The sequence below is a fragment of the Streptomyces sp. NPDC026417 genome (assembly GCF_055567695.1).
The window spans coordinates 162,223-179,597 of sequence record NZ_JBVHPY010000020.1 but is presented as its reverse complement, the minus strand read 5'-3'; the positions used below and the strand labels follow the sequence as shown (position 1 = coordinate 179,597).

General features: G+C 70.7%; 16 protein-coding genes. 8 read left to right on the top strand and 8 right to left on the bottom strand.

Annotated features, from left to right (window positions below):
* Positions 1–53 precede the first annotated feature (53 nt).
* Positions 54–1,274, bottom strand: coding sequence for a cytochrome P450 (locus ACZ4NT_RS28805; protein WP_467728225.1), 1,221 nt, complete (start codon positions 1,272–1,274; stop codon positions 54–56).
* A gap of 303 nt (positions 1,275–1,577) precedes the next feature.
* Here ACZ4NT_RS28805 and ACZ4NT_RS28800 point away from each other — a divergent pair, with 303 nt between their 5' ends.
* From ACZ4NT_RS28800 to ACZ4NT_RS28785, 4 genes are all read left to right on the top strand, one after another.
* Positions 1,578–3,320 (top strand): bifunctional phosphatase PAP2/diacylglycerol kinase family protein, encoded by a 1,743-nt coding sequence (locus ACZ4NT_RS28800; RefSeq protein ID WP_467728224.1) that lies wholly within the window; start codon positions 1,578–1,580, stop codon positions 3,318–3,320.
* Positions 3,320–4,273: a YihY/virulence factor BrkB family protein gene (locus ACZ4NT_RS28795; protein WP_121408912.1), complete on the top strand. Its 954-nt coding sequence runs from the start codon at positions 3,320–3,322 to the stop codon at positions 4,271–4,273. Before ACZ4NT_RS28800 ends, ACZ4NT_RS28795 begins: the two co-directional genes overlap by 1 nt.
* Entirely contained in the window at positions 4,274–5,068 is a 795-nt protein-coding gene (locus ACZ4NT_RS28790; RefSeq protein WP_467728223.1) for a phosphatase PAP2 family protein, read from the top strand. It abuts the gene before it with no gap.
* Between the two features lie 237 nt (positions 5,069–5,305).
* The gene (locus ACZ4NT_RS28785) at positions 5,306–5,950 is read left to right on the top strand and encodes a dihydrofolate reductase family protein (protein WP_121408914.1); all 645 of its coding nucleotides are present in this window, start codon (positions 5,306–5,308) and stop codon (positions 5,948–5,950) included.
* Between the two features lie 31 nt (positions 5,951–5,981).
* Here ACZ4NT_RS28785 and ACZ4NT_RS28780 read toward each other — a convergent pair whose 3' ends face one another.
* On the bottom strand, positions 5,982–6,110 hold the full coding sequence (locus tag ACZ4NT_RS28780) for a hypothetical protein (protein WP_467728222.1): 129 nt from the start codon (positions 6,108–6,110) through the stop codon (positions 5,982–5,984).
* A gap of 528 nt (positions 6,111–6,638) precedes the next feature.
* On the opposite strand from ACZ4NT_RS28780, the gene ACZ4NT_RS28775 reads away from it, so the two are divergent.
* Complete coding sequence (locus ACZ4NT_RS28775) at positions 6,639–6,917, top strand: GlsB/YeaQ/YmgE family stress response membrane protein (protein WP_121408915.1); 279 nt, start codon at positions 6,639–6,641, stop codon at positions 6,915–6,917.
* A 237-nt stretch (positions 6,918–7,154) separates the two neighbouring features.
* Here ACZ4NT_RS28775 and ACZ4NT_RS28770 read toward each other — a convergent pair whose 3' ends face one another.
* Positions 7,155–7,589: a VOC family protein gene (locus tag ACZ4NT_RS28770; RefSeq protein WP_121408916.1), complete on the bottom strand. Its 435-nt coding sequence runs from the start codon at positions 7,587–7,589 to the stop codon at positions 7,155–7,157.
* Between the two features lie 554 nt (positions 7,590–8,143).
* On the bottom strand, positions 8,144–8,716 hold the full coding sequence (locus tag ACZ4NT_RS28765) for a dihydrofolate reductase family protein (protein ID WP_467728221.1): 573 nt from the start codon (positions 8,714–8,716) through the stop codon (positions 8,144–8,146).
* A 329-nt stretch (positions 8,717–9,045) separates the two neighbouring features.
* Here ACZ4NT_RS28765 and ACZ4NT_RS28760 point away from each other — a divergent pair, with 329 nt between their 5' ends.
* Entirely contained in the window at positions 9,046–9,690 is a 645-nt protein-coding gene (locus tag ACZ4NT_RS28760; RefSeq protein WP_467728220.1) for a GAP family protein, read from the top strand.
* Between the two features lie 93 nt (positions 9,691–9,783).
* Here the strand turns inward: ACZ4NT_RS28760 and ACZ4NT_RS28755 are convergent, their stop codons facing one another.
* Positions 9,784–10,221 (bottom strand): PPOX class F420-dependent oxidoreductase, encoded by a 438-nt coding sequence (locus tag ACZ4NT_RS28755; protein WP_467728219.1) that lies wholly within the window; start codon positions 10,219–10,221, stop codon positions 9,784–9,786.
* Between the two features lie 288 nt (positions 10,222–10,509).
* Between ACZ4NT_RS28755 and ACZ4NT_RS28750 the strand changes: the two genes are divergently transcribed.
* Complete coding sequence (locus ACZ4NT_RS28750) at positions 10,510–11,601, top strand: hypothetical protein (protein ID WP_467728234.1); 1,092 nt, start codon at positions 10,510–10,512, stop codon at positions 11,599–11,601.
* 201 nt (positions 11,602–11,802) lie between these two features.
* On the opposite strand, the gene ACZ4NT_RS28745 is transcribed toward ACZ4NT_RS28750, so the two are convergent.
* Entirely contained in the window at positions 11,803–12,447 is a 645-nt protein-coding gene (locus ACZ4NT_RS28745; RefSeq protein ID WP_467728218.1) for a dihydrofolate reductase family protein, read from the bottom strand.
* A gap of 280 nt (positions 12,448–12,727) precedes the next feature.
* Between ACZ4NT_RS28745 and ACZ4NT_RS28740 the strand changes: the two genes are divergently transcribed.
* The gene (locus ACZ4NT_RS28740) at positions 12,728–14,500 is read left to right on the top strand and encodes a SpoIIE family protein phosphatase (protein ID WP_467728217.1); all 1,773 of its coding nucleotides are present in this window, start codon (positions 12,728–12,730) and stop codon (positions 14,498–14,500) included.
* Positions 14,501–14,546: 46 nt separating this feature from the next.
* Here the strand turns inward: ACZ4NT_RS28740 and ACZ4NT_RS28735 are convergent, their stop codons facing one another.
* Complete coding sequence (locus tag ACZ4NT_RS28735) at positions 14,547–16,241, bottom strand: LCP family protein (protein ID WP_467728216.1); 1,695 nt, start codon at positions 16,239–16,241, stop codon at positions 14,547–14,549.
* Positions 16,242–16,444: 203 nt separating this feature from the next.
* Entirely contained in the window at positions 16,445–17,302 is an 858-nt protein-coding gene (locus ACZ4NT_RS28730) for a hypothetical protein (RefSeq protein ID WP_467728215.1), read from the bottom strand.
* Positions 17,303–17,375: the final 73 nt, after the last annotated feature.

Here is a 17,375-nt window from a genome sequence, read left to right as displayed (position 1 = left end):
AGGGAGCCGGGCCCGTGGGGCCCGGCTCCCTCGGCCGTGTGCCGTACTGCGTCCTACCAGGTGACCGGAAGGCGCACGATGCCCTGCACGGACCCCCCGGGCTTGGTGCCGAGCGCCTCGACGGGCTCCGCGGCGCGCAGCGTCGGAATGCGGGTGAACAGCTCGTACAGGGCGATCTCCACCTCCGCGCGGGCCAGGTTCTGCCCGATGCACTGGTGGATGCCGTAGCCGAACGCGAGGTGGTGGCGGGTGCCGCGCAGCACGTCGAAGGTGTCGAGGTCGTCGAAGACCTCGCCGGCCCGGTTGGCGGCCGCGTTCGGCAGATACACCGCGTCGCCCTCGCGGACGACCACGCCACCGATCTCGATGTCGGCGGCGGCCACCCGCTGGAGTTCGTCGGCGACCGACAGGAAGCGCAACAGCTCCTCGACGGCCCCCGGCGCGATGGCCGCGTCCGCCCTCAACCGGTCTGCCTGCTCCGGGTGTTCGAGGAGCGTGAGCACGCTCAGCGCGATCATGTTCGCGGTGGTCTCGTGCCCTGCGACGAGCAGGAACATGGCGATGGCGGCGAGTTCGGCGCGGCCCAGCTCACCCGTGGCGAACCGCTCGGTGATCAGCTCGTCGAGCAGCCCCTCGGCGGGGGCGCCGCCGGCGAGCCGCGCCTCCTTGGCGGCGACCAGCTCGTCGAAGTACCCCACGAGCGCGGCACTGGCGTCGGCCGCCTGCTGCGCCGTGCCGGTGGCCAGCAGCATGCGCCGCGTGTGCTCCTCGAAGAACTCGTGATCGTCGTACGGCACGCCCAGCAGTTGGCAGATGACAGCCGACGGCACCGGCAGCGCGAACGCGGGCACCAGGTCCGCACCGGGCCCTGCGGCCAGGAGGGCGTCGATCCGTTCGCCCACGATGCGCCGGATCGCCGGGCGCAGCCCGTTGACGCGCTTCACGGTGAAACTGCCGATGAGCATGCGGCGTTGGACGTCGTGCTCGGGCGGGTCCATGCCGACGAGGGCGGTCAGCTTCGCCGCGGCCATCCTGGGCACGAGCACGGGGAAGTCGGGCCGGCTGCGGTCCGACGAGAGCCGCGGGTCGACGAGCAGTTGCCGCGTCTCCGCATACCCGGTGACGACCCAGGCCTGGCGTCCGTCGTACAACCGCACGCGTGCCAGCGGGCCTTCCTCCCGCAGCTTCGCGTACCCGGCGGGCGGATGGTAGGGACACCCCCTCGCCATCGGGAACTGCGGCAGTGCCGCGGTGGTGGATGCGGCCGTGTTCATCGGGCCCCCTAGTCGCCGGCGCGTGTGGTGGCGGCATCATCCGAAGCCCGGGTAAAGCCGCTCTAAACGCGTCCGCCGAAGGCGATCGTGCTGCCGCGCGCCCCACGTCGCCCCCATCCGGGCCTCGCCGACGGTCCCGTATGCGCAGGAGGCGAGGCGGATCGGCCGGTTTGCCGTGATGTAAAGAGCCTGTGATCAATCCGCAGGTCTGCACGGTGCCTTCGGGGGCATACGGCGGTGGATCGGGAGGGCACACCCCCCGGCGAAGTGACCGCCGCGAGGCGCCGACCTGTGGGAGTCCTGATGCCGACCGCCGTGCCGGAGAGACCCACCGTCCCGTCTGGTGAATCACCGGGAGCCGTCAAGCCGGCGCGCGCCGCAGCGCTGCCTCGCGGCACCGGCAGGACCGCGCTGCGCATCGGTGCGCTGACGCTCTGCCAGGCCGCCGTCATGGTGGGCATCGGGCTGCTGATCACCGGTCCCGCGCGCGATGTGTGGCCGATGACCGTCGAGGACGACCTCAACGAAGCCATGGAGCGGCACCGCACCGGCACGCTCACCGCGCTGTCATGGTTCGCGTCGGAGGCCGGCAACACCCTCACGATCATCGCCATCACGCTCGCGACGTGCCTGGGCCTGATCCTCATACCCCGGCTGCCGATGTGGCGCCAGGCCGTCTTCCTCGCCGTCGCCGTGTCCCTGCAGGCGCTGGTCTTCCTCGTCATCACCATGTCGGTGGACCGGCACCGGCCGGAGGTGGACCGCCTCGACGCGTCCCCGCCGACCTCCAGCTACACCTCGGGGCACACCGGCGCGGCCACCGCGCTGTACGCAGGACTGGCCGTGCTCGCCCTGTCCCGCATCCGGGGCCCCTGGCGCAAGGTCGTCGGCGGACTGTTGCTCCTCCTGCCGCTGCTGGTGGCCCTTGCCCGCCTCTACCGGGGCATGCACCACCCCACCGACCTCGTGGGCGGCCTCACCAACGGAAGCCTGTCCCTGCTGATCGTCGGCCGTGCCCTCTTCACCGACGGCACGGTGACCGCCCCTCCCCCGGCCCGCACCGTGCCGGCCGCCGACGCCGACCGGGTCGCACCGGCGACCGGCCCCACCGTCGTGGTCTTCAACCCGACGGTGACCGACGAGGCCACCTGCGACGCGCTGCGCGACGTGCTCGGGCGGTACGGCCGCGGTGCACCGGAATTCGTCGAGACCACGGTCGAGGACCCCGGCGGCGGCCAGGCCGCCCGGGCGGTCCGTGACGGCGCCACCCTGGTGGTGGTCTGCGGCGGCGACGGAACCCTGCGGGCCGCGGCCGACGCCATGGCCGGCAGCGGCGTACCCCTCGCCCTGGTGCCCAGCGGCACCGGCAACCTGCTCGCCCGCAACCTGCACCTCCCGCTGTCCCCCGTCGCCGCGCTCGATGCCGCGCTGCGCGGGACCGTGCGCCACATCGACCTCGGCCGCATCGAGGGCGACGACCTGGAGGCGACCCACTTCGCGGCCATGTCCGGAGCCGGACTCGACGCCGCGATCATGGAGAACACCGACGACCGGACCAAGTCCTTCCTGGGCTGGCCCGCCTATGTACTGGCCGGCATCACGACACTGCGCTCCCCCCGGATGCGCGTGACGGTCCGCCTCGACGGCGCCCCCTCGCTCCGCCGCAGCGCACGCATGGTCCTGCTCGCCAACGTCGGTACCGTGCAGGGCGGTCTCACGCTCGTGCCCGACGCCCGGCCCGACGACGGACGGCTCGACCTGCTGATCCTCGACCCGCGCGGACCGGCCGGCTGGGTCCGTGCCCTCGCCACGCTGCTGCGCGGCGGGGCCAGGACACCCCGGCCCACGTCCGTGGACACCCTGGCCGCCCACGACACCGACAGCGGCGTACCGGTGGAGTTCTTCACCTTCCGGCGCGCGGAACTCACCTTCGAGTCCCAGCAGTCCCGGGAACTCGACGGCGATCCGGTGGCCTCCGGCCGACGTCTGACCGCCGAGGTCCGGCCGGGCGCGCTGACGATGCTGCTGCCTGCCGGGGAGAAGTGATGGGTACGGCGACCAAGGTCCCCGAGACCAGGGACATGACCGGCGAGGAGCTCTCGGCCGACGAGGCGCTGATGTCGTTGCGCCGCTACGGCCGCTGGCCACTGCTGCGGGACGCCTTCGTGCGCTTCCGCTATGCCGACGGTTTCACTCACTCCCGTGCGCTCGCCCTGCAGACGGTCCTCTCGGTGATTCCGCTGGCGATCGCCTTCGTCGGGCTCTCCACCGCCCTGCACACCGAGGACATCGGCAGGCTCACCGAGCTGACCATCCACCGCATCGCCCAGGGCCCCAGTGCCGAAGTGGTCGACGACGCGCTGGACCGCAGCAAGCGGACCGCCGGCGACGGCGCACAGGTCGCGCTCTGGTTCGGTCTGCTCTTCTCCCTGGTCAACACGACCACCGCGATGTGCCAGGTCGAGCGCGGCGCCAACCGCATCTACGGCAACGAACGCGACCGTCCCTTCCACCGCAAGTACCTGCGCGGCCTGGTGATGTCCGTCAGCGCCGGCCTGCCGCTCGGCGTGGGCTTCATCGTGATGGTGGCCGGGGCGGACCTGGCCTCCGCGGCGGTGACCGTGTACCACCTCGAGGACAGCACCCTCACCGCGTGGAACATCCTGCGCTGGCCGCTCGGCCTGGTCCTCGTCATCATCTCGGCGAGCGCCATCTTCCGCCGCTCACCCCGCCGCAAACAGCCCGGCTACACCTGGCTCGCCTTCGGCGCCGCCGTGTACCTCGTACTGTGGACCACCCTCACCTGGCTGCTGAGCCTCTACCTCGGGATCAGCGGCTCCTTCGACACCGTGTACGGCCCGCTCAGCGCCTTCATGTCGCTGCTGCTCTGGGCCTACCTCACCTCCATCGCCCTCTTCCTCGGACTGTCCTTCTCCGCGCAGCTGGAGGCCGCGCGGGCCCTGAGCCCCGGTCCGATCCACACCGACCCGGGAGTCTGAATGGTTCTGCGGTTCACCACGCGCCGTCTCCGCGAACGCCGTCGCCGGGAGGCCGACCGCAGGTTCGGCGCCCGCCTGCTGGGCGCGGCCCTCGTGGCCGCGGTCTCCGCGGTGCCGTTCGCCCTGCTGCTGATCCTGGTCGAGGGGCAGTGGCAGCCGCTGCGCCGGCTGGACGCGGGCGCGGCACGGCGACTCAACGAGACCGCGCTGGACCACCCCGCCTGGACCGACACGCTGCGCTTCCTGTCGAACTGGGTCTGGGATCCCGTGACCCTGCGGGTCGTGGTCGCGCTGCTCACCCTCTGGCTGCTGCACCGCAGGGCGTGGCGGCTCGCCGCCTGGTCCGCCGTGACCGCGGTGGCCGGCGGGCTGATCGGGCTGCTCGTCAAGGTGGTCGTCGAGCGGGCCAGGCCCTCCCTCGAGGACCCGGTGGCGCACGCCCCGGGGTTCTCGTTCCCCTCGGGGCACGCCATGACGGCCACGACGTCGTTCGCGATCCTGTTGCTGGTCCTGCTGCCCATGGTGCCGCGCGTCTGGCGGGTGGCCTGCTGGTGCTTCGCGGTGCTGTCCGTGCTCGGTGTCGGCTTCACCCGCGTCGCGCTGGGCGTGCACTGGTTCAGTGATGTCGTCGGGGGCTGGCTCCTCGGTCTCGCCGTCGTGGCCCTCACCGCCTGGGCCTTCGAGGCCTGGCGCGCGGACATCGGCCGCCGCACCGCCGAACTGGCCGACGGCCTGGAGCCCGAACTGGCCGGCGCTCACCCCGAGCCCACTCCCACCCTCCACAAGCGGCGCTGAGCCGAGCCGACAGCGCACGAGCCGGACCAGGCACCGCGAGGTCCGACAGGAGACCTCGCGGTGCGGTGGGCGGCCGGGACGAGGTCCGTTCGCGGGGCGCCGACCCCACGTGCGCGTCGACGTCCCACAAACCGGTTCGCAAGTCCGGAAGATGGGTGGCGTCACAGTGATGGGTCTGCCGGTACCCACCGGCCTTCACCTGTCGACCGAGACCACCTAGGCACCGGGAGTAACGGCATGGGCCTCATCCACGTCGAGCTGTTCGCGACCCTCGACCTCGTCGGGCAGGCGCCCGGCGGTCCCCAGGAGGACCCGGTGGGGTTCCCCTTCGGCGGCTGGCAGGCGCCCCTGCTGGACGAGGTCACCGGAGCGCAGGTGCTCGCCGCGTACGAGGGCACGGACGCGCTGCTGCTCGGCAGGCGGACCTACGACATCTTCGCCGCGTACTGGCCGCACCATGAGGGTGGCGAGGACGACGCGATCGCCAGGCTCTTCAACAGGGTCCCGAAATACGTCGCCTCCCGCGGCAGGCCCGACCTCTCCTGGGCCGGATCCACGCAGCTCGGTCCGGACCTGGCCGGCGCGGTGCGCGAGATCCGTGACCGGCACGAGCACGTGAAGGTCGTCGGAAGCCTGAACCTGGTGCAGACCCTCCTGCGCGAGAAGCTCTTCGACCGCCTCGATCTCTGGGTGCACCCCCTCGTCCTCGGCGTCGGCAAGAAGGTGTTCGACGGCGGCGCCGTGCCCACGAACCTCACCCTCCTCGAACCCCCCGCCGCCGGACCGCGCGGCACCGTCCGCCTGCGTTACGGACTCGCCGACGGCACACCGGCCACGGGAGACATGACCGCACCCGAACGCGGCACGGCCCGCGACCACTGACCGCCTCCGGCACCGCCGCCCAACACGCCCGTCAGCCTCGCTTGATCCGCCCGTGGACGGCCAGCAGCGCGATGCCGAGCAGCACCGGCTCGATGACGCGGCCGGCCATCTCGATATACGTCCCCCAGCTCGTCAGGTTCTGCCCACTGGAGCGGAACACCACGGAGTTGACGACGATTGCGCAGCTGCAGAGTCAGCGGGCCGGCGAATGAGGTTCCCGTGCAGTCGAGTACAGGCGCGTCGAGCGTCAGCCGGACGCTCTGGTCCAGTGCGGCCTCGCGGAGCAGGACGGCGCCCTCGCAGCGGGCCCCTCGGTCAGGCTGCCTGCGAAGACAACGTCCTCGAGCTTCCAGTTCTGCGCCACCCAGTCACCCTTGAAGAAGGCACGGCCCTGGCAGGTGACCGTCGAGAAGCTGACACGCAACGCCGCAGGCGGTTCACGGAAACACCGCGAGAGGGGAACGGTTACACCGGCCCGCCGGTGACGTCGACGTGCGGTTTCCCGCGTCAGGTCGGTTCCATGCCCCATCGCGGCCACGAAGTCCGGCGGTGACGGGAACACAGCTCCACCGACCAGCCCCTGACGGAGGGCACGCACGATGTGAATGTGAAGGAGATGTTTGTTCGGGCGAAGACGGTGCAGACGGTGTGCTGACACAGCAACTACATGATCAGACGGAGAGACACCATGGGCATCATCGCGTGGATCATCATCGGCCTGCTCGCCGGCGTCATCGCCAAGGCCCTGATGCCGGGCAAGGACCCGGGCGGGATCATCATCACCATGCTCATCGGCATCGCCGGCGGTCTGCTCGGCGGCTGGCTCGGCAAGGTCGTGTTCGGCGTCGACTCCATCGACGGGTTCTTCGAACTCTCCACCTGGATCGCCGCGATCGTCGGCTCCGTCATCCTGCTCTTCATCTACCGCCTCGTCACGGGCAACCGCCACTCCCACCGCCACGCGTAACCCCGCAGGCGGCACGCTTCACCCCACACGCGGACGGCTCCCTCCCCTTCCCGGGCGGGAGCCGTCCGCGTGTACGCACGGGCATCGGTGACCGCCGCGGGCCCGGGAATGCCTGTCGCGGCGGCTACGGCCGCACGACGACCGCGACCATCCCCCGGGGCAACTCCCGGCCCGCACCGGATCGGAGAGGCCCCCGGCTACGGGACCGGAGAGGCGGCTCGCCGGCTGGGGGCATGCTCAGTCGACACAGAATTCGTTGCCCTCGATGTCGAGCATGGGAATGCACGACTCGTTCTCCTCATCGGCATACAGCGTCTGCACGTGGGTGGCGCCGAGCGCGACCAGTCGTGCGCACTCGGCTTCGAGTGCCGCGAGGCGCTCCGCCCCGACGAGCCCGGTCCCGACCCGGACATCGAGATGCACCCGATTCTTGACGACCTTGCCTTCGGGTACGCGCTGGAAGTACAGGCGCGGGCCCTCGCCCGTGGGATCACTGCAGGCGAACCATGCCCCCTGCTCCTCGGGAGGGAGGGTGCGGTTGAATTCGTCCCAGGTGGCGAATCCCTCCGGCGGCGGCGGTGTGACATACCCGAGCACCTCGCACCAGAAGCGAGCGAGGCGCTCGGGTTCCGCGCAATCAAAGGTGACTTGGAACTTCTTGATCGCTGGCATCGGCGCACCCTAGCAAACGGACTCGGCCGCACAGGTCCCCGGACGGAATGGCCGGCACCCGACCGTCACCACCCACCGGGCCCGTCCAACGGGCCACGAGGACGCCATCATCGAACGATGGTTCCGGCCCGGCTTCCGGTCCCGGCCACCGGACCCCGAGCACGGAGACGGCCTCGACCGCCAGGCAGATCACGTCGAGAGCGACGGCACTGCCCAGGGTCATCCCCTGTCCCAGGTCGTACCCGACGCCGGCTGCGGCGCACAGCCAGTACGCGGCCCCGGCCCCGACCACCCGGACCCGGCGAGACACCCCGCGTCCGACCAGGTGGTGGAATCCGGCACCCACGCCTCCCCCCGCTCCTCGGCCCCCCCCGGCGCTCAGTGTGCCCAACCCCCGGGAGCCTTGAAAGGTGGCCAACTCCCCTGTCGGAGATAAGGGTTCGACGTCCGGCCGGCGCATCAGGTATGCCCGCTTCAGCCCCGAGCGGCGGGCGCACGACCACGCCCGCGACGAGATGTGAGCATTCTGACGCGGAAGGAGTTGCGCCCGGTCGTCAGTGGATGACGTCGAAGACGTTCTTCTGCAGGCCGTTGGCATACGCCTCGTGCTCCACGAGCTTCAGCTTCTGGGTGTCCTTGTCCGTGGTGCTGAACAGACGCTTTCCCGCGCCGAGCAGCAGCGGGAAGACCAGCAGGTGATAGCGGTCGATCAGACCGGCGTCCGAAAGGCCCTGGTTGAGAGCCGCGCTGCCGTGAACGATGATCGGCCCGCCCTCGGTCTCCTTCAGCGCGGCAACGTCGTCGAGCGAGCGCAGGATCGTGGTCTCACCCCAGTTCGTCACCAGATCCTGCTCGTCGAGGGTCGTGGAGACGACGTACTTCGGCATCGTCTTGTAGTCGGCGAAGTCAGCCATGTCAGGCCACACGGGACTGAACGCCTGGTAGCTGACACGGCCCAGCAGCATCGCGGCGGCCTCCTTCTGCTCCCGCCCCTTGATCTCGAACGCCTCCGGCAGGAAATCGATGCCCTTGAAGGTCCAACCGGAGTTGCGGTAACCGGGCTCGCCACCCGGAGCCTCCACAACCCCGTCGAGCGAGATGAACGCGGTGCTGATCAGGGTACGCATCGAAGTTCCTCCGTGGCTTGCGGGTCATCATCGGTCGGGACGAGCGTGCACGCCGTGGCCGCACCCCCGGCCGCAGCCACCCACTATGTCGGTTGCTGCATCAGGTCAGACGGATCACACGGAGAAAACTCATCGCTGTGGGGCGAGAATTTTCCGGCAGGTGCGCGGGGGTGGATCGTGAGACCCGTGCCCGGTCGGCCCGACACGGGCGTGGCCTGCTTGACCGACCACGCCCCCACCTGCAAAGTCGGCATCACCACTAGCGCGCCGTCCGTCTCCAACCACTGCTCGGGCAGTCGGCGGCCCCGACACCCAGGAGCGACGATCCCATGGTCCTCGACCTGGTCATGATCGGTACCGCGGTCACGCTGGGGCCCTTGCACAACAGCGCCTTCATCCTGCTGCTCTCCTCACGGCGCGGCACTCGTCAGGGCCTGGCGTTCCTGTTGTCGTGGCTGGCCAACCTCGTCGCCGTGATCGCCTGTGTGGTGCTGGTGACAGGCGGTCAGCCTCCCGCCCGCCACACCGTTCCGTCCACCGCGGCGATCGCCGTGAAGCTCGCCCTGGGCGTGGCCCTCGTGCTGTACGGCGCGCGGCGGCGCCGCAGGCCTCCCCGCCCCCACGGCCCGCCCCGCTGGACGGCCAGGATCGACAACGCCTCCCCCGTCACGGCGGCGGGCCTGGCGTGGCTGCTGCAGCCCTGGGCCCTGGTCGGCGCCGGCGCCGCGACCGCCGTGAGCGCGGACCTGTCCACCGCCGGTGCCTGGCTTGCGCTGATCGGCTACTGCCTGCTCGCCACGCTCAGCCTCATCGTCATGGAGGCGTACGCTCTCTGGGCGCCGTCAGCCGCGAACGCCCGGCTGAACGCCCTGCGCAGCTGGCTGGAGCGCCAACAGGAACAGCTGGTCGTCACACTTTCGCTGCTGCTCGGTCTGTGGCTGACCGCGCACAGCATCTACGAGCTGGTGACCTGACCCGGACGGCACGCGCCCGGCCGACACCGGGACGCCGGCACCCGAGGCGCCCGCCGGAGCCACGGTGCCGCCGCTTCCGCGCTCCGTCGCCGCTCAGCCCGCGGTACCCGACCCGGGCTGCACGTGAACCGCTCTCCGCGACTCGTACCAGCTCTCGCCGACCGGCTCGCCCGCCATGTTCCAGCTCCAGGAGACGGTCGGGGTGATGCGCAGATAGTGGCCGGGTCCCACCATGCCCACCCGCTCGACGGGGCCGTCCGCCTCCCCGTACACGCGAATGCCGCGGGCGACGAACGGATCGAACGAGACCATGTCGTCCACGACGAAGGCGACCTTCCGGCGGCCCGCTTCGACGTTGCGGAACTTTCGGGTGCGCAGGACGGAGGCGTCCGGGCCTCCCACCCAGAAGCTACTCCCGTCGAACTCGAGGGCGACCGGGACCACGTCCGGCTGCTCTTCCGCGCAGAGACTGGCGAGCCGGGCGAACGGCTTCGACCGCAGGAAAGCGATCTCTTCATCGGTGAACGACACGGGTGGCTCCTTCGGTCGGCCGGGATCGAGGCCAGGCTAGACGGCCGCCGCACCGACCGGCGGCAAGCCTCGCGCAACCCGCCGACGGCCCGCCCCACCCCCCTGCCCCTGGCCTCGCTCGATCGCACCCTTGCGAGGGAGACCGGGTCAAGGTCGCCGCACCCAGGGCCTCATGAAGGGTGAGGTACCTGACCTGGGCGAGAAAGCCGCCGTCGCCTTGTGTGATGATGCACCGTCAAAGACCGGCCCTGGGGAGGGACCGGGCGGGGCGGAAGAAGCGAGTGCATGGTGGACAAGGGTGAGACCTCCATACCGGACGAGGAATGGGAGCGCTTTCTGCGGGACGCCGAGGCCGGCATCGAAGGGGCGCCGGCGGAACCGTCCGCGCGCGCCCGGATGGTGACGCGACGGCTGCGCGAGCAGCCCGACAGGCCACAGGGCTGGCGCACCCACCAGCCGCCCCCGCCACGACGCGGGAAGGTCTGGTACGCGGTCGGTCTCATGGCCGTGCTCGTCCTCCTGGTGCTGGCTCTGGAGCCGGGACGGCTCGCCGGGTGGTTCGGCGGCGGGGACGGTGGGAGTACCCCCTTGGCCGCCGAGTCGGCGCGTCCGAGTCAGCCACCGGCCACGGAAGCGGCCGCACAACTGCCCACTCCGGATCAGCCGTTCCGAGGGTCGCCCGCGGCGCGATGGAGCGCAGGAACCGCCGGGATCAGCGTGCCCGCGGCCCGGGCGACCGGGTGGATGAGCAAGGAGCAGGTCGGGCAGGCGCTGGAGCGGACGCGTGACTTCCTGGTCGCGTCGAGTCTGGACCGCAACGTGTTGCGCGGTGAACGGCCCCAGCGGGCCATCGCCCTGATCAACCCTGACCAGCGGGACGTCCAGGACTATCTCGCCGCCGCGTTCCGCGCGCCCAGCCGTGAGAACGATCCACTGATGCTGTTCAGCCGCTTCGACTCCACGGTGCGGCTCGTCGGAACCGACATCAGGACACGCGGACGGATCAGCTTCCGGGAGGGCAAGCGCGGGGCGGTCGAGATGACCACCGACGTCACGTACGTCTATCCGGTCGTACGCGCCGCCGCCGGAAGCGACGAGGTCGCTCGTACGATCGTGCGCCGCGAGGTCGTGGTGAGCTGGGACGACCCGGCGAAGGTGTTCATCGAACCCGGGACCTTCTCCCTCGTCTCCTACAAGGTGGACTCCGCCAACGGCGGCTGTGACACCTTCACCGGTTATCTGACCCCGGAGTTCAACGCCGAACGCGCCTCGGGAACCTCCGGGGACGGCAGAGAGGTCGACCCGTACGACCGCAGCGCGTCGATGGACGCACGCATGCGCGGCGGCGACGAGGGGTGCGGTACCGCCACACGGTCGTGAGCCAGGCAAGCCCTGTCGACCAGACACGAGCCGCCGGAACAGGTGGGGATCGGATAGAGGGGACGCCGGACGCGAGGGGGCGGGGGCCGGCTTCGGGATGTGGGCGAGGGCCGCGATTCGTGTCCGCCACTCGCCCACACCGGTGCCGTCATGTCCCCCAGGGCCGGATCGACCGCGCCGAGGCCGGCGGGAGGGGCCGCGTCACTTGCGCCAGAACAGGTGATGCGTCACGCCGCTCGGGCTCGGCACGACCTCCAGATGGAACCGGTCGAGCAGCTCGTCGGGCGACTCCCAGAGGCGCAGGCCGGAACCGAGCTTCACCGGCGAGACGGCCACGTGCATGGTGTCGACCAGGTCCGCGTCGAGGAACTGCCGGATGGTCGTGACCCCGCCGCCGAGTCGGACGTCCTTGCCCTGCGCCGCGCTCCGCGCCAACCCGAGGACCGTGGCCGGATCGCCGTCGACGAAGTGGAACGTGGTGTCGGACAGCGTGAACGAGGGACGCTCGTGGTGGGTCATGACGAACACCGGCGTGTGGAACGGGGGCTCGTCACCCCACCAGCCACGCCAGTCGTGATCACGCCAGGGTCCGCGCTGCGGGCCGAACTTGTTGCGCCCCATGATCTCGGCGCCGACATTGTGTGCGAAGTCCCGCGTGAAGTAGTCGTCGAGACCGCGACTGCCCCCGGGGTCGGTACGCATGGGCCAGCTCGCCGTGGCGCCGGCCCACGCGAACAGCCTCCCGGGATCCACGTGGCCGAACGGGCGCTCAAGGCTCTGCTCCTCACCGGCACCGATTCCGTCACTCGAGACGCTGAAGTTCATCACTCTCAGCAACTGATGCATGCGCTTCCCCATCGGATCCTGGCGCACCTCCGTGTCGCGGTACGCTCCTCATCAGTACGTCGAACGGGAACCGGTCGCATCGACAGCGGCCCCCGCGAATTCTTTTCAGGGCCTTCCCGGGGCCACCGGTCACCTGCGTCGGCCGGCGAACCCTCCGGCTGATACCCCGGCCCTCCGATCAGCGCTGCGCCCCGTCGGCCGCTCGAAAACCACGAGCTGAGGTGCGTACGATCGACACGCTTGGGTACTCCGATAGGTCGCGTCCAGACGAGGGAGAGACATGGACAGCGTGGCAGCTCCCGGCACGGGAGATGTACCCATGCTCGGGCAGCAGACGCTGTCCGGGGTTCTGCTGGCCGATGTCATGGAGAGCGTGACGGCGTCCGCCATCCTGGTCGACGACGACGGTCTGATCGTCGCCGCGAACACCGCTGCCCAGAAGCTGCTGGGCCGAGGTGCCACGGAACTCCTCGACCAGGACTCGCACGACCTGCTGCACCGCGACAGCCACGGACACCCGGTGCCCCGCAGCCGCTGCCCTTTGAGGGAGACACTTCTCACCGGGGAGACCCGGCACGGCGACGGCGAGTGGTTCCTCCGTGGGGACGGCACTCTCGTCCGGCAGTCCTGGTTGGTCACGCCGTACACGACCGGAGCCGGTGCACCGGGTGCGCTGGTGCTGATGTACGCCCAGGAGGAAGCGCACCGGAGCGATGACGGCCAGTGCACACCCCTGACGGAACTGGATCGCCTGGCGCTGCTGGCGGAGACGACCACGCAGCTCACCTCCACCCTGGACGTGGACGAGGCCCTGCGCCGGCTGGCGGCACTGACCGTGCCCCGGCTGGCGGACTGGGCGGTGTTCGACCTCCTCACCGAGCGCGACGAAGTGCGACGTGTTCTGGTGATGGAGAACACGGACGGTGCTCTGGTCGAGCGGGAGGACCTGCAGGGTCCGATGCCCCCGGTGCCGGCAGAGTCGCTGATGCCGCTGTCACGGGCCCTGCGAGGCGCCTCGTCCTCCCTCGCCGGCCCGGCCACGTACCAGGGCCCGCCCGATTCCGGCATCGCGGTGGAGCAGCAGCGCCTATTCGCCGAGACGGGTATGCACTCCGCGGCCATCGCGCCCATCCGAGGCCTCCGCGACGTACTCGGCGCCCTGACCCTTGGGCGGGCGCAGCGCCATGACCCGTTTACCCCCTCCGACCTGCCTCTTCTGGAGGACCTCACCCGCCGGGCCGGCCTGGCGCTGGACAATGCGCGTCTGTACCAGCGCCAGCGCAAGGTCGCCGAGACCATGCAGCGCTATCTGCTCCCCCAGCTCCCCGCCCTGCCCGGGCTGCAGATGACGGCGCGCTACGTGCCCGCTCCGGACGCGTCGTCCGTGGGCGGTGACTGGTACGACGCCTTCCCTCTGGCCGCCCGTGCCCACGCACTGGCCATCGGTGACGTCGTCGGGCACGATCTCGACGCCGCGGCCGGTATGGCGCAGGTCCGCAACATGCTGCGCGCTTTCGCCTGGTCCCATCCGGAGGACGCGCCCAGTGCCGTCGTCACGCGCCTGGACGAAGCGGTGATGCGCATAGCCGAAGTACCGATGGCGACCATGATCCTGGCACGGCTCACTCTCGGTGACGACGAACTGTGGCGCCTGCGCTGGACGAACGCGGGTCATCCTCCGCCCCTGCTCATCACCCACGACGGGCAGACCCGCTACCTCGACGAGGCTCACGGCATACTGCTGGGAACCGGACTCACCCGACCTCGCCCCGACGCTGTCACGGTCCTGCCGCCCAGGGTCACCCTCCTGCTCTACACCGACGGGCTGGTGGAGTCCCCCCATCACCCCATCGACCACGGACTGGATCGGCTTCGCCGACATGCAGCGGCCCTCGCCCACCGTCCCTTGGACTCCTTCTGCGACGCGTTGTTGGAGCAGGTCCGTCCCACCGACAACGACGACGACGTGGCCATGATCGCGCTGCGTACCCCCCCTGCCGCGGGGGAACATCAGCCCGGCGCGGCACCCGATCACGGCATCGACTGCTCCTGAGACGTCCGGACCACGTGACGCGCGGAACGCCGAGGGCCGGTTCACGTCACCAGGTGTAGTCCGGATTCACCGGCATGCACTTGGCCTTGTCGGCCGCGTTGAGAGCGTCCGCCGTGTTCGGGAGCCGATCGTTCTGCTGGGGCGCCCTGTACACGGTGCCCGACCGCCAGTCCGCGCCCACGACGAGCGTGACTCCCGAGACGTCCGAGGACTTCTTGACCGAACTCAGCGGAATGTGCAGGGACTTGGCCACCCGCTGGGCGTCTCCCTCCAATCCCGCGTCCGGATAGCGCACCACGGTCGTCTCCTGGGCGAGCGCCCCCGACGTGTCCGCCATCGCCCTGGTGAAGCCCTCGTCGGTCAACAATGCACTCACCTCGGTCGCGCGTCCGCCGACCGGGGCCCGGGTGTCCGTGCGGGTGCCGTTCCGGACCAGCACGGCGATCCGGTCGTCGTCGGCGGCCGGGTCGTCGGACACCTTCGTCCCGGCCGCCCGTCGGTGGCCCTTGCCGTCGAGGGGGATGTCCTCGCGCACCAGCCGGAACAGCGTGAAGGCGTCCGGTGTCGGCTTCACGCGGGCGCCGGCGTACCGGTTGGGCATGGTGGTCATCGTGATGCGCGCGGTCGGTACCTTGCGCAGCTCGGTGGCGAGGTCGTACAGCTTCTTGACCGTGCCGAGGCCGTCGTCGACGGTGAGCGCCTTGGTGGCGGTCTCGGCGAGCGAGCGCAGCTTGCCCGGGTTGGTGAGTGTGGCGTTCTCACGCAGCCGGCGGACCATCGCGTTCATGTACATGTGCTGGGCCCGGGCGCGCATGAGATCGCTGCCGTCGCCGAAGCCGTAGCGGGTGCGCAGCCACTGCAAGGCCTGTTTGCCCTTGACCGGGTGGGTGCCCTTTTCGAGCTTCAGCCCGGAACCGTGTCCTTGACTGTCCCGGGAGTTGATGTTGGCGTCGACGCAGACCGGCACGCCGCCGATCGCGTCCGCCATGGACACCACTCCCGAGAAGCCGATCTGCATGAAGTGGTCGATGTGGATGCCGGTCAGCTTCTCCCATGTCGCCACCGTGCAGCCGGGCCCGCCGCGGCCGAGCGACTCGTTGGCCGCGGTGGGCAGGACGGTGGCCGGGTAGACCTTGCCGTCGTCGGGGTCCGTGCACTTCGGGATCTGCACCAGCGTGTCGCGGGGCATGCTGACGACCGACATGTCGGAGCGGTCGGCCGAGACGTGCAGGAGCATCTGGACGTCCGCGAGGGGCACCCCGTTGAAGGTGTGCCGGGCGGCACCGAGCTTCTGGTTCTCCTTGGTGTCCCGGGCGTCCGAACCGATCAGCAGGATGTTCAGCGGCGTCTGGCCCGCCGCATTGGCCGCGGCCTTCGCGGGTCTGTCCTTCTCGTCGCCCAGGTTCAGGTCGTCCTTCCTGATGTTGTCGTTGAGCCGCTCGTAGTACAGATAACCTGCGCCGGCCGTGCCGACTGTCAGGACCGCCAGGATCGTCGCGGTCCACCGCAGAACCCGGCGTCCGCGCCGGGATCGGGGGATGCCCCGGCCGCCTCGGGACCGCCTGCCGCGCAGTCTGCCCGGGGGCACGGCCGACCCGCCGGTCGCCCGGACGGACTCGCCCACCGCCGCGGGCGCGACCGGCCTCCGGCCACGACCCCCGTCCGGGCGTGCGTCCCGCACCGGATCTCCGACATGGCGGGCGCTCGATCGCACCCTCTTGTCGCGCGCTCTCGTCCCCATCTCCCCCAGCCCTCCTGGCGTGCACCCCGCACGGTGCGTCTCGCGTCCTGCTCCCTCCGGACCACTCCGGACGGATCCCTCGCTTCAGTGGGGCGCACCGACCCACTGTGAATTTGTCGACTTCGTGCCCGGCTTACGATGAGCGGCCCTCCGACCGGCCGGTACGCCGACCCCTGTACGGCGCACCGACCGGCCCGGTCTCGTCACGGCAGCGTCCGGTCCCAGTACCTGTCCTGGTCGGAGTCGTAGAGGAGCTTGCCGCCGCTGTCGTACCCCTTGATGTGCGGTGCCGTCGTGGCCTGCCGTTCCAGCACCCCGGAGGCGACGAACCAGCCGTGGTCCAGGGTGGCCCGGCGGGTTGTGCCGCCGTAGGAGACGGTCACCTCGGCCACCTTGGGCTCGACCGTCCCGACGACTGCCCAGCGGAAGGGAAGTCGCCAGCCGCCCTTTCCGGTGACCGTCGGCCGGAAGAGCCGGACGGCGTTGACGTCCGGCACGACCGGACCCGCGTCCGGCGGATCGGCTTCGCCGGTGCCGGTGCTGATGCCGGAGGACACACCGTCCTCGACGTCGCAGACCACCCTCAGGCCCGCCGGCCGCTCCCGCACCCCGACGACATGGAAGCTCTCCCCCGCATCGGAGTCGGCGGCGCTCCTCGCGGCCAGGATGATCCGGTAGTCCTTGGCCCGGGCGGACAGGCCGGTGTGCGCGGACGCCGACCCGACTTCTGCGGTCAGGCACTTCTGCAGCCCCTCCGACGCCTGGGCGAAGGTGATCCCGTCCAGCAGTTGCCCGATGTCGGCAGGTCGGTCCGGTCCCGTCGCCGTTGGAGTCCGCGGTCCGCCGGCCGGCGGTTTCGGCGCCGCTGCCGGCGCGTCCCGGTCCCCCTTCGCTCCGGCCACGGCATACGCGCCCGCCGGCAGCGCGACGAGCGACATCAGCACGGCCGCCGTCACCGCTGCTCGCCGTCTCCGCTCGGCCAGACCGCGCCGACGGATCGCCGTGCAGGGCGCCGCCGAGGGATTGATGGCGTACGCGTCCTCGGCGAGCAACTCACGCATACGCTCCTCGAAGCCGCGACCGAACTCCCCCTCCGGTTCTGCCGGTTGTGTCGGACGGCCGAACTCGCGCTCG